The following is a 12,060-nucleotide window of genomic DNA, read 5'->3' as shown; positions in this document are numbered from 1 at the left end:
AGCTTCATCCGACCGGATGAGTTAAAACGGCCGAGTCTGGTCAAAGACTCATCACTATGGACGAAGATTCACGGGGGTATTTCTCAATAATTCAGGCTCCCTAATCTGTCGATGCGTGCGTGTATGCGCGCTACCTGCCATGTCCCAATCCAGCAACGCTCCTGCAACATCCGCCGACGGCACTTTGCACATCGAGCCCGCGCTCGTTGTTGATGGCGCCAATTCGCAATGGGATTTGTCCTGCGACGTACTCGTTATTGGCTTTGGTGCGGCCGGCGCATCGGCTGCACTGGCGGCCCAAAAAACCGGCGCGAAAGTGATCGTTGCTGACCGTTTTGATGGCGGCGGCGCCAGCGCCAAAAGTGGCGGCATTGTGTATGCAGGTGGTGGTACGCCGCATCAGAAAAAAGCCGGTTATGAAGACACGCCGGAAGAGATGTTTAAATATTTGCGCATGGAAACGGGCGACTCCGTCACCGAACCCACCTTGCGTCAATTTTGTGAAGACAGCCGCGGCCTGATTGAGTGGCTGGAATCGATGGGCGCGAATTTCGAATCCAGCGCGCCGCCGCCGAAAACGTCGTATCCGAAAGACGGCATCTATCTTTATTACTCCGGCAACGAAGCCGTTGCTGAGTACGCCGCTGTCGCCAAGCCTGCACCGCGCGGTCATCGCACCCGCGGCAGCTGGCTCTCCGGCAAAGCAATGTTTGAATTCCTGCGCGCCGAAGTGAGCCGCGTTGGCATCAACACGATGACACAGACCGCCGTGCGTCGTTTGATCACCGACAAAGACGGCAAGGTGCTGGGCGCTGAGTTGTGGCAACTCACACCGGGCTCGAAAGAAGCCATCCAACACGACAAGCTAATTCAGAAAGCCGAAAAGGTTTTCAACTTTGTGCCTGCATGGGCCGATAGCCTTCGCGCCAAAGCACGCGCGATTGAAATGGCACACGCCAAACCACTGCGCGCACGTGCCAACAAGGGCGTGATCCTCAGCGCAGGCGGCTTCATCTTCAATCGTGAGATGGTTGCTAAGTACGCACCCAAATACAAAATGACGATGCGCCTCGGCACCGCCGGTTGCGATGGCAGCGGCATTCGCCTGGGTCAATCGGTTGGTGCAGTCGCCGACAAACTCAATCACGTTTCAGCTTGGCGCTTTATCAATCCGCCAATCGCATGGCCGAAAGGCATTGCGATTAACACGAAGGGCGAGCGCTTCTGCAATGAGCAGGTCTACGGCGCCAAGCTCGGCGTTGAGATGTGCGAATTCCACGATGGCAAAGCTTGGCTGATTCTCGACAAGAAGCTACGCAAGATCGCGATCCGCGAAGCGCTGTTCGGCGGCCTCTGGTTCTTCCAGAGCGTGCCTGCACTGTTGCTGATGTTGCTCGCCAAGCGCGGCAAAACGGCACAAGAGCTCGGCAACAAATTGGGCATTGATGGCGCCGCATTCGGCCGTACGATTGATGCTTACAACAACGCAATCACCAACAACACAGCTGATCCGCTGCTCAAGTCCAACGACTATCGCGCGGCACTCGACACCAAGCTCTACGCACTCGATATCGGCGCACACATGAGCTGCCCGGCGATCACGCTCGGTGGTTTGCGTGTGGATGAGAAAACCGGCGGCGTGCTCAATGCCAACGGCACAACCATCCCCGGCCTCTACGCTGCTGGTCGTACCGCGATTGGCGTTGCATCGAATCGTTATGTCAGCGGCTTGTCACTCGCAGACTGCCTGTGGTCCGGCCGTCGCGCAGGCAACACCGCTGCTAATTCATAACCGCAATATAAAAACGAGGAGAATCCTATGGGACGCGTTCAAGACAAGGTTGCGATCATCACCGGTGCAGCAAGCGGCGTAGGTAAAGAAGACGCCATCATGCTCGCACGCGAAGGCGCCAAGGTTGTTCTCACCGATCTCAATGAAGCAGACGGCGTCAAAGTCGCTGAGCAGATCAACGCCACTTCACCCGGCAGCGCGCTGTTCATCAAGCATGACATCGCATCGGAAGCGGGCTGGAAAGAAGTCATCGAGAAAACTGAAGCCGCCTTTGGTGGCGTCGACATTCTCGTCAACAACGCCGCAATCCTGTTGTACGGCAATATCGAGAACACCACGCTCGAAACTTGGCAGAAAGTTCAGCGCATCAACTCCGATGGTTATTTCCTCGGCTGCCATTTCGGCGTTCTGGCGATGAAGAAGCGTGGCGGCGGTTCGATCGTCAACATGGCTTCGATCTCGGCGATTGGTGGTCAAGGTTCCTTCGTTGCTTATGCCGCATCCAAAGGCGCAGTCACCGCAATGACACGCAGCATCGCCGCGCATTGCCGCATGGAACTCAACAACATTCGCTGCAACACCATTCACCCAGACGGCATCATGACGCCGATGGTTGCCAACCTGCATGGCACCATCCCCAAGGGCGAGAAGACTGCTGTTCGCATGATGGATCAGAAACAAATGATGGCGCGTTTTGCCAAGCCGACGGACATCGCCAATCTGGTGCTGTTCTTGGCTTCGGATGAATCGAAGTTCATTACCGGGGCGGAAATGCGCATCGATAATGGTTATCTGATGTGGGCCGATTAATTCGCTAGCTTGTAGGAGCGCCTCTTAGGCGCGATATTGTCGCCCGTACAGAAGATATCGCGCCTAAGAGGCGCTCCTACAAACGAAGTAACCATGAGCAACGATCAACAATCCATCGAAATCTTCGTCACCCTCGACGGCGCTGAACACAAGTTTATAGGCAGCGAAGGACAGCGGCTGGTTGAAGTGATGGACGCGGCTGAATTTGTATCGCCGACCACTTGCCGCCAAGGCGACTGTGCGACCTGCATGTGCCAGTTGGAAGAAGGCAGCGTTGAAATGTTGCAGAACCAGACGCTCGACAAGCACGACATCGAGCGCGGCTGGATTCTGGCCTGCCAAGCCGTCCCCACCTCCAAACGTATTCGCGTTGTTTATCCCTCTTAATCTCAAGTGAAATCTTCAATGTCAGCAGCTACCGTCCCCGCCGCCTTCGCAGAATCGGTTCGCCGCAATGCGTCACGCACCGCGGTCATTGCAGAAGATGGCAGCGAGCTGAGCTACGCTGAATTGGATCAACTGCGCATCTACGCTGCACGCGCATTGCTTGCGCTCGGCGTGAACCACGGTGATCGCGTCGCGATCTGGGCGCAGAACTGCGTTGAGTGGATTGTTGCGGGCCTCGCTATTCACAGCGTTGGCGGCGTGCTGGTTCCAATCAACACTCGCATGAAAGGCGCTGAAGCTGCTTATGTTCTGGAGAAATCCGGCGCGCGCGTGTTGTTCTGCGCAGGTAATTTTCTTGGCACGCACTACCCGAGCCTGATTGCTGCTGAACATTGGCCGAAGACGCTCGAACATGTTGTCGTGCTGCGCGACGAACAAGCTGGCGACACCGGCTGGCGTACGTTCATGGCCAAAGCGGATCAATCGCACACTGAAGAAGTGATGAAGCGCGCCGCCGCTGTGACGCCTGATGACCGCATGGACATCATGTTCACGTCTGGCACCACCGGTCGACCTAAAGGCGTGGTCACGCATCACGGTCAAAACCTGCGCGTGATTGCCGATTGGTCAGCGCACATGGGTTTGGTTCCCGAAGATCGTTATCTCATCGCAAACCCTTTCTTCCACACCTTTGGTTACAAGGTGGGTTGGCTCGGCAGTTTGATGATTGGTCTCACCGTGTTGCCTCACGCGATCTTTGATGCAGGTGCGATTCTTCAGCGCATCGCCAAACAACGCATCTCGGTACTGCCTGGGCCACCTACACTTTTCATCTCACTGCTTAATGATCCTGCACGCGCCACATCTGATCTTTCATCGCTGCGCGCGACGATCACCGGCGCAGCAACGATTGCGCCGTCGTTAATTGAACGCATTCGCGCAGAGTTGGGTTTCAAGATTGTATTGACGGCTTACGGCCTCACTGAAACCTGCGGCGTAGCGTCGATGTGCAAGGTTGATGACGATGCTGAAACCATCGCACTCACCAGCGGCACCGCCATCGACAACACTGAGATGCGCATTGTTGATTCTGAGAACAAACCTGTCGCTGCGGGCGAATCTGGCGAGATCGTGATTCGCGGTTACAACGTCATGCAGTGTTATCTCGATGACGAGAAGGCCACGCACGAAACGATTGATGCGGATGGTTGGTTGCACACGGGCGACGTCGGCATTCTCGACGCACGCGGTTATCTCAAGATCACCGACCGCCTCAAAGACATGTACATCACCGGTGGCTTCAACTGCTATCCGGCTGAGATTGAACGCATCATTGCTGCACATCCTGCTGTCGCACAGGTTGCCATCGTTGGCATACCGGATGAGCGTCAGGGAGAAGTAGGCAAAGCGTTTGTGGTTGCACGCCCGGGCCAGCAGATCGACAGCAAAGAATTCATCGCCTGGTGCCGCGATCAAATGGCGAATTACAAAGTGCCGCGCAGCGTTGAAGTGCTCGCTGCGTTGCCGGTGAATGCGGGCGGCAAGGTTATGAAGTTTGAGTTGAGAAATTTGAGCAAAGCGGGATAGAAATATTCCGCTCGAACACGTAGGAGCGCCTCTTAGGCGCGATTTTGGCGCTGCACCATCGCGCCTAAGAGGCGCTCCTACAAAAGGTAAAACAAATTTTCTGGAGAGTGACGATGAGCGGAAAACTGAAAGGCGTAGTTGCTGTTGTCACCGGCGCATCACGCGGCGCAGGCAAAGGCATTGCAGAAGCACTCGGCGCTGAAGGCGCTACTGTTTATGTGACGGGTCGTTCGCAGAAAGAAGGCGACGCTGCACTGCCGGGCACCATTCACGCCACCGCAGAAGCCATCACCAAAGCTGGCGGCAAGGGCATTGCAGTCAGCGTTGATCACAGCAATGACGCGCAGGTCAAAGCATTGTTCGATCGCGTGAAGCAAGAACAGGGCAAGCTCGACATTCTCGTCAACAACGCCACCGTGATTCACGATGATCTCATCGTGCCCGGCCCGTTCTGGGAAAAGTCGCTGGATCTCGTCAACATTCTCGACGTCGGCCTGCGCTCCGGTTACATCGCCAGCTACTACGCTGCACCACTGCTCGTTGCCAGCAAGCGCGGCATCGTTGCATTCACTTCGTCGTTCGGCGCCAGCTGCTATATGCACGGCCCTGGCTATGGCGCGCAGAAAGTGGGCGTCGATAAATTCGCCAAGGACATGGCCGTCGATTTCAAACCATTCAACGTCGCTGCATTCTCGATCTGGATGGGCATGCTGAAGACCGATCGCACCAAGCGCGTGATGGATTCAGAGCCAGAAAAATACGCAGGCTTCTGGGATATCGCCGAGACGCCAGAGTTCACCGGCCATCTGATCAGCGAGCTGTATCGCGATCCGAAAGTCATGGAGAAATCAGGACAGGTGTTGATCGGCGCTGAAGCCGCGCTCGATTACGGCATGAAAGATATCGACGGCAAACAACCGCCGTCACATCGCCCAATGCTCGGCGCACCGACACAAGCGCATCCCGCAATCGTTCAGTAACAACAACGCCCCGCAAGGGGCGTTTTACATATGACTAACAATCTCAAAGATCACGTCGCACTCATCACTGGCGCCAGCCGCGGCATTGGCCGCGCGATTGCGCAGAGACTCGCTGCTCATGGCGCTGCCGTTGTTGTGAGTGCGTCGCCACGATCCCTTGATGGTCTACGAGAAACTGTCGCATTGATTGAACAAGCAGGCGGTCGCGCTGCGTTCCTTGCATCTGACTTATCGAACGACGTAGAACGCGCCACGTTGGTTGCTCGTGCAACAGAAAAATTTGGCGCCATCGACATCCTGATCAACAACGCCGCAGGCATCAGCGCGTATGCGCCGCCGAGCAAGATTGATCTGGCCGCACGTCGTTCAATGTTTGAACTGAATTTTCAGGCGCCTGTTGATCTGATCCAGCAAGCACTGCCTGCAATGAAGGAGAAAGGTTGGGGCCGCATCGTCAATATCAGCAGCGAGATGGCGGAACAACCGCAGCCGCCTTTTGAAGGTCCCGCAAAAATGATTCACGCGCTCGCGCTTTATGGTGCGAGCAAAGCCGCGTTGGAACGAACATCGCTAGGCCTTGCAGCCGAACTCGATGGAAGCCATATCGATGTCAGCGTTCTATCGCCTTACAAAATTGCTGTTACCGAAGGCGCCTTAGCAATTGCGAAACAAATGCAGACATCACATCCAGAATGGCTGGAACCTGTCGAGATGATGGCCGAGGCGGCCTATCAATTGGTGATCGGCTCGCACAATGGTTTGATCACGCATAGCCGCGCACTGCTGCTGTCACTGAATGCAACGCTACATGCACTCGACGGCAAAACCGCGCTCGGCGACGGATCAACACCGGCCTCCGCCGTCATTCAGCTTTAAAGCGGAACACCCATCGCCTTGCCGATATCCCAAATGTTCTTTTCGACGCTCTCGCCCATAAACACGACGATCGATTGATCACGCGTCATGGTCGCAGCGGTTTGGAAAGCCCAAGCGAGCGTATAAGCCGTTTCGATGGCTGGGATAATTCCTTCAAGGCGACTGAGATCGCTGATCGCTTTCTTCGCCGCTACTGATTGCGTTTTTACATACTCGATGCGGCCTGTTGCCTTCAGCCAAGCCTGCTCACGCGCCACGCTCGGATAATCCAAGCCTTCTAGAATCTTGGTCGCGCGCTGCTGCTCACTTGATGACAGCGGCTGCAGTCGCTGCTGAATGCTGAGATTCTTCGCGCTAGCGGCGTCATCTTCCTTTTCAAAAGTATCCGCGGCGCCCACGCAAACCAGACGTGTTGCGGGTGCTTTCAAGAATGAAGGGAATAAACCAATGGCATCGGCATTTTCACCCGCGCGCGCGACAATAATGTCCGGCGCCTTCTTGGTGTGCGCATACATCTGACGTCGGCATTCCCTGCCAACCAGTGATGTGAACTCAAGCATCATCATCGGATAAGGATGCGGGCCTGCATCCAGCCCCATCACGAGGAAAGTGTCGCTCGCAAATCTTGCCCAATGATCAAAGGCAGCTTTGCGAATATCGCCGCCGCTGCGGCCTTTCGGATCGACTTCTTGCACATCTGCACCGCAGAGCCACATCCGGAAGATGTTGGTTCTCTGAATCTGCATTTGCTCCATGCTCATGAAGACAACGACGTTCATGCCTAGCCGCGCTGCGACTGCAGCCAACAGCACGCCGCTGTGTCCGTTGCCAGATGCGGTCACTAAGGTTTTCTTGCCCATGCGCTTGGCCAGCAATGCTTGGCCAACGATGGCGCTGGCGATATGCGACTGGCGCACACCAATGTCATTGCGCTTCAAATAAATCTTCGCGCCGCCGATGTGTTCGGATAAACGACGCGCAGGCTCCAACGGTGAGGCGTAGCCCGCGGATTGCATCATCTCGCTATCGAGTTCCGCTAAAAAGCGCGCGTCCTTACGAATTTCTTCATAGGCTTCGGCCAGATCCTGCAAAGGCTTTTTGAAGCGCGCTTCATCGCCGATGCGGCTGTAAGTCGGGGCCTCATTGCTGGCCTGCGGTCCGTCAAATTTGATGACGTCGTCATGCGATTCAGTAAATAGAGGCTCGTCCGGCTTGAGCACGCGGCCCATCGTGACGATACGGCGCCATTCATCCGATTTCTTGGGCTCTTTGATGAAGGCCTGAGTCAGGCGTGCGTGCTGGATAAAATCACTGACGCGGCGTGTTTGCGAATACAGCTCTGCCAACTTGAGACGCACGTCCAGCTTCGCTGGTTGCTTGCGCATCTCCTCAATCAGCAGACTTTCAAGATCCTCGTAGAAAGCACTGGGCGCTTGCTTCGATATATTTTTAACATCATTCGGCACGGCACGTCCTCCATGACATACACCGCCACATTATGCCCAGTGATCAGGCGGCGCGTGCAATCACCTTATGCAAAGACGTCATCACCGAGTCCGTACTGCTCTTTTGGATCTGATCAAAAGCTTGGCCAAGTTCAGCCATGCTCATCGGCTTGGAGAACATGAAGCCCTGCGCTGCACTGCAAGTATGCTCCTGCAAGAATTCCAACTGCTCCACGGTTTCGACACCTTCAGCAATAACCTTGGTCTTCAGCGAATAAGCCATGGCGATGATGGCCTGCACAACAGCCGCATCGCGCTCGCCCTCGTTTATTTTGTCGACGAAAGATCGATCAATCTTCAAGGTCGTAATCGGGAACTGCGTGAGGTAGGACAAGCTGGAGTAGCCGGTGCCGAAGTCATCGACTGCCAAGGAAATGCCGAGATCACGCAAGCCTTGCATGCGTGAACGCGTTTTTTCATCGTTCTCCATCATCACGCCTTCGGTAATCTCCAGCTCAAGCATGGCCGGGTCCATGCGGGCTTCTGCGATGATAGAACTCACCGTATCAACCAGCGTTTCCTGTCTGAATTGCCGCGCTGAAAGATTGACCGCCATGATCATTGGATGACCAACACGCTCCTGCAATATGCGCGCATCACGGCATGCCGTGCGCAGAACAAAATTGCCGAGCTCGATGATCAGGCCTGATTCTTCTGCCACCGGAATAAATAGCTCGGGCGAGATCATGCCTTTCACTGGATCAATCCAGCGTGCGAGCGCTTCTACGCCAATGATCTTGCCGGTGCTCAGACAAACCTGAGGCTGGTAGTAAACCTGCAAATGATTCTTGGCGATGGCCAGACGCAAATCAGCTTCCATGGCGAGCTTGCGCTGAACAATCGCCTGCGCAGCAGCATTGAAGTGCTGATGGCCATGACGGCCCGAAGCCTTGGTTTGATACATCGCCGCATCGGCATACTTGATCAATGTGTTGGCTTCTTCGCCGTCATCCGGGAAGCAACTCACACCAATACTCGGCGTCACAATCAACTCATGCATACCAATTTTGATCGGTGCTGAAATTGCCTTGACCAAAGTGTTGGCAATGAAATCTGCATTCTTGTCGTCGCTCATATCGGGCGTTACCACGACAAATTCATCGCCACCCATGCGCGCAGCGGTATCGGATTTGCGTAAGGCTTTGACGAGACGATCTGCCACGACCTTAAGCAGCTCATCACCCACATGATGTCCAAGGGTGTCGTTGATTCTCTTGAAGTGATCAAGATCCAGCATCATCACACCGACTTTCTTGTGATTGCGCTTGGCGGACTCAATCGCAACGTTAATGCGATCTTTCAGCAGCGCACGGTTCGGCAAGCCGGTTAAATCATCATGCAGCGCGACATGCCGCGTGTACTCTTCGCGATATTTACGCTGCGTGATGTCGTACGCGATGCTCAAGAACCCAATAATTTTTTGATTGGAGTCGCGCAGCGCACTGACTGCCAGCTGCACCGAAAGACGCGAGCCATTCTTGCGGATGTAAGTCCACTCATGCTCTTCAACTACATCTTCACGGGCCTCGTAAACGAAGGCTTCAAAACCCGTCTCAATCTTCTTCTTGTATTTGGCTGACAGTTCCTTCGAGCGCGCAGCGACTTCATGTTCATCATGAATGATCATCGTCGTCTGCTTGCCAACCAAATCTTCACTCGCGTACCACAGCATGCGTTCTGCTGCGGGATTTATGCTGGTGATGACGCCGTCAGGATCGGTCGCAATGATGGAGCAAGGCGCTGCATGCATGATGGCTTCACGCAAGCCATTCGCCTGTGCAATCACTTCTTCGGCATGACGCCGCTCAGTCAGATCGCGCGTGATCTTGCTATAGCCCAGCAACGTTCCATCGGTGTCATGAATCGCCGTGATGAGTACGCTGGCCCAGAACACGGAGCCGTCCTTGCGGATGCGTAAACCTTCTTCCTGAAAATGGCCATTCTCTTCGGCCATTTTGAGCGCCGCGTTAGGACGATTGTTGGCAATATCTTCCACTTGATGGAAGCATGAGAAGTGTCTGCCAATGATTTCGTGCGCCTGATAACCCTTGATGTGGCGTGCGCCTTCATTCCATGAAGACACAAGGCCATTGATATCAAGGTTAATGATCGCGTAATCCTTCACGTCTTCGATCATTCTGCGGAATCGGCGCTCAGCATTTTCCGTTGCGATTGTTGCGTTGATGCGCTCAGAGATGTCCTGGATCTGCACGATGAAATGCAGGGGCGCACCCAAAGGTGAGCGCAGCAAGGCAACGTCTAATTGTGCGTGCAAAATTGCGCCAGATTTGCAGAAGTAGCGCTTCTCCATCCTGTAGCTGACCTGACGGCCAGCAAGCAGATTCTTGACATGCTCTAAATCACGCTCGATATCATCCGGGTGCGTGATCTCTTGAAAAGTTTTCTGTAATAACTCGGCTTCGCCGTAACCCAGCATTTTGCATAGGCTTTGATTGACGATCAGCCAGCGGCCATTGAGATCGACTGTGGCCTGGCCATTCGGCGCGTATTCCACGCTCATGCGAAATCTACGCTCGCTCTCATCAAGCTTGAGGTTGACCTGCTTGAGCTGCATCACGGTTTCAAACAGCTCGTCGGTGGTTATAGCTTGCTCGCGTCGCGCCTGAAAAACGTCATGCAGCGCTTGCGTTGCTTGTCTAGTAATCGGCCAGATCAAGACCGCCGTCACCACAGACACAAGCGCCGTGCCTGCTAAAACGAAAGTGTCCAGGCGGTAAAACGGAACCCAAATGTTGACGAGTTCAATCAGGTGCGTGGCGCCGCAACCCAAAATGAATAAGGTGAACAAGGTGAACAGCAGTTTTTGATTGAGCTCGGGATGTCGCCGCGCAAAGAAGAACAGCGCGACAGGAATCGAAAGATAAGAAAGCCCGATCAGCAGGTGAGATCCGGCCAATAATCCAACCAACATCGGCGACCACGATAGGCAGTAGCCGTGTGGAATAAAGCTTATGGGGCTGTCGAATAACATCCTTGCTATCGCGGGCGATCCCTCGCTCCGTCCCTCCTTTGAACAATGGCGTCACCGTACAGCGCCTATTTCCTGTGGAGCTGCTTATTTCTATCGGCGGTTCAAAGAGGCTGATTGACGGCAGCGGCGGGGCCGACGGCAGCCACCCAAATCTCTTGGGCGGACAGACACCAATACCCCGGTCAGCTTAGAATGACCGCGCAATTCGCCACGCATCTGGCGAGACCGGGGTGAGCCATGGGTCCCTTCAGCTTGAAAAATTTCGTCGTTGCCGCGATCGGCCTGAGCCTGATGGGCTGTTCGATTATTCCGAAGTTCGGGTCGAGCAAACCGCCCCCTCCGCCACCGCCAGTTGTGCACAAGCCGGTTCGATCGATTGCGATCGTCAGTGTTGCGGAACCACAGTCTGAACAAATATTGACCGTCGGTACGGCGCTCGGCTCCAGCGACAACACCACGCTGACACAACCTCGCATTGATAACAGCAATACCTATACGCAGTTGCTGGCCGCGCGTAACACCTTGTTCGGACCTGATGTGGTCAAAACCCTCACGACCGCGCTCACCGCGTCGGGCTATCGCGTGACCTATCTCGCCGACCAAAGATCATTTCCGACGCCTGATGGAAAGTCTGAAGATCTCTCGCAGATTCGCACTGACGCTGACGCCATTCTTGTGATCCGATTTACTGGCGCTGGTTATGTTTCGTCGCCGCGCGAGTTGAGTTATCAGCCGTGGATCACCGCCAGTGCACGCTTGGTTCGCACTGCAACTAAAGATGAGTTGTATTTCAAAACCTTTAGCGGCGGTTACCAAATGACGACTGATTCAGCGGTCGATCTGCCGTCCAGCTCCAAATATCGCTATCTCTATTTCAAGGATTTGACCGCTTCGGTGGACGAATCAATCCGCGGTCTGAAGGCTTCGGCGAACGATATTGCGGTCTATTTGGGCAATGATTTGTTCGGCGGCGAGCCGGCTGCGCCGCTTCCAGTGCCCGTTCTTCCCTCAAATGTCACAGCACCGAAAGAGGGCGCAGCAGCCCCTAGCGCGCCGCTAACGGACGCTAAATCGCCTTAAATCACCGTACAAGCTGGCGCCGAACCCGCAGCAATCGGGTCCGCGCACTTG

9 protein-coding genes are annotated in these 12,060 nt (G+C 54.9%); 7 read left to right on the top strand and 2 right to left on the bottom strand.

The annotated features are described in order from the left end of the window. Positions 1–139 precede the first annotated feature (139 nt). The 6 genes from CJD38_RS09630 to CJD38_RS09605 all read left to right on the top strand — a co-directional run bounded on the left by CJD38_RS09630 (position 140) and on the right by CJD38_RS09605 (position 6,432). The gene (locus tag CJD38_RS09630; RefSeq protein WP_107940117.1) at positions 140–1,792 is read left to right on the top strand and encodes an FAD-binding protein; all 1,653 of its coding nucleotides are present in this window, start codon (positions 140–142) and stop codon (positions 1,790–1,792) included. Between the two features lie 27 nt (positions 1,793–1,819). Continuing rightward, positions 1,820–2,602, top strand: a complete 783-nt coding sequence (locus tag CJD38_RS09625) for an SDR family oxidoreductase (protein WP_107940116.1) — start codon at positions 1,820–1,822, stop codon at positions 2,600–2,602. 93 nt (positions 2,603–2,695) lie between these two features. Beyond that, positions 2,696–2,989: a 2Fe-2S iron-sulfur cluster-binding protein gene (locus tag CJD38_RS09620; RefSeq protein ID WP_107940115.1), complete on the top strand. Its 294-nt coding sequence runs from the start codon at positions 2,696–2,698 to the stop codon at positions 2,987–2,989. A gap of 18 nt (positions 2,990–3,007) precedes the next feature. Then, complete coding sequence (locus tag CJD38_RS09615) at positions 3,008–4,576, top strand: FadD3 family acyl-CoA ligase (RefSeq protein WP_107940114.1); 1,569 nt, start codon at positions 3,008–3,010, stop codon at positions 4,574–4,576. Positions 4,577–4,689: 113 nt separating this feature from the next. Then, positions 4,690–5,556, top strand: a complete 867-nt coding sequence (locus CJD38_RS09610) for an SDR family NAD(P)-dependent oxidoreductase (RefSeq protein WP_107940113.1) — start codon at positions 4,690–4,692, stop codon at positions 5,554–5,556. Between the two features lie 30 nt (positions 5,557–5,586). Next, the gene (locus CJD38_RS09605; RefSeq protein WP_107940112.1) at positions 5,587–6,432 is read left to right on the top strand and encodes an SDR family NAD(P)-dependent oxidoreductase; all 846 of its coding nucleotides are present in this window, start codon (positions 5,587–5,589) and stop codon (positions 6,430–6,432) included. Here the strand turns inward: CJD38_RS09605 and CJD38_RS09600 are convergent. Beyond that, positions 6,429–7,898, bottom strand: a complete 1,470-nt coding sequence (locus tag CJD38_RS09600) for a pyridoxal-phosphate dependent enzyme (RefSeq protein WP_107940111.1) — start codon at positions 7,896–7,898, stop codon at positions 6,429–6,431. The genes CJD38_RS09605 and CJD38_RS09600 overlap by 4 nt on opposite strands. A gap of 43 nt (positions 7,899–7,941) precedes the next feature. Next, on the bottom strand, positions 7,942–10,869 hold the full coding sequence (locus tag CJD38_RS09595) for a sensor domain-containing protein (protein ID WP_161554203.1): 2,928 nt from the start codon (positions 10,867–10,869) through the stop codon (positions 7,942–7,944). Between the two features lie 297 nt (positions 10,870–11,166). Between CJD38_RS09595 and CJD38_RS09590 the strand changes: the two genes are divergently transcribed. Further along, positions 11,167–12,009: a hypothetical protein gene (locus CJD38_RS09590; protein WP_107940109.1), complete on the top strand. Its 843-nt coding sequence runs from the start codon at positions 11,167–11,169 to the stop codon at positions 12,007–12,009. Positions 12,010–12,060: the final 51 nt, after the last annotated feature.

Origin of the sequence: Stenotrophobium rhamnosiphilum, from assembly GCF_003052265.1 — a bacterium.
GTDB classification, from domain to species: domain Bacteria; phylum Pseudomonadota; class Gammaproteobacteria; order Nevskiales; family Nevskiaceae; genus Stenotrophobium; species Stenotrophobium rhamnosiphilum.
Note: the sequence above shows the minus strand (reverse complement) of the source record. Positions and strands in the feature narration are given on the sequence as shown.

What these genes read in the sequence shown, in the direction of transcription:
- CJD38_RS09630 (WP_107940117.1), top strand. Translation starts at nt 140, where the DNA reads ATGTCCCAATCCAGCAACGCTCCTGCAACATCCGCCGACGGCACTTTG.
- CJD38_RS09625 (WP_107940116.1), top strand. Translation starts at nt 1,820, where the DNA reads ATGGGACGCGTTCAAGACAAGGTTGCGATCATCACCGGTGCAGCAAGC.
- CJD38_RS09620 (WP_107940115.1), top strand. Translation starts at nt 2,696, where the DNA reads ATGAGCAACGATCAACAATCCATCGAAATCTTCGTCACCCTCGACGGC.
- CJD38_RS09615 (WP_107940114.1), top strand. Translation starts at nt 3,008, where the DNA reads ATGTCAGCAGCTACCGTCCCCGCCGCCTTCGCAGAATCGGTTCGCCGC.
- CJD38_RS09610 (WP_107940113.1), top strand. Translation starts at nt 4,690, where the DNA reads ATGAGCGGAAAACTGAAAGGCGTAGTTGCTGTTGTCACCGGCGCATCA.
- CJD38_RS09605 (WP_107940112.1), top strand. Translation starts at nt 5,587, where the DNA reads ATGACTAACAATCTCAAAGATCACGTCGCACTCATCACTGGCGCCAGC.
- CJD38_RS09595 (WP_161554203.1), bottom strand. Translation starts at nt 10,869, where the DNA reads ATGTTGGTTGGATTATTGGCCGGATCTCACCTGCTGATCGGGCTTTCT.
- CJD38_RS09590 (WP_107940109.1), top strand. Translation starts at nt 11,167, where the DNA reads ATGGGTCCCTTCAGCTTGAAAAATTTCGTCGTTGCCGCGATCGGCCTG.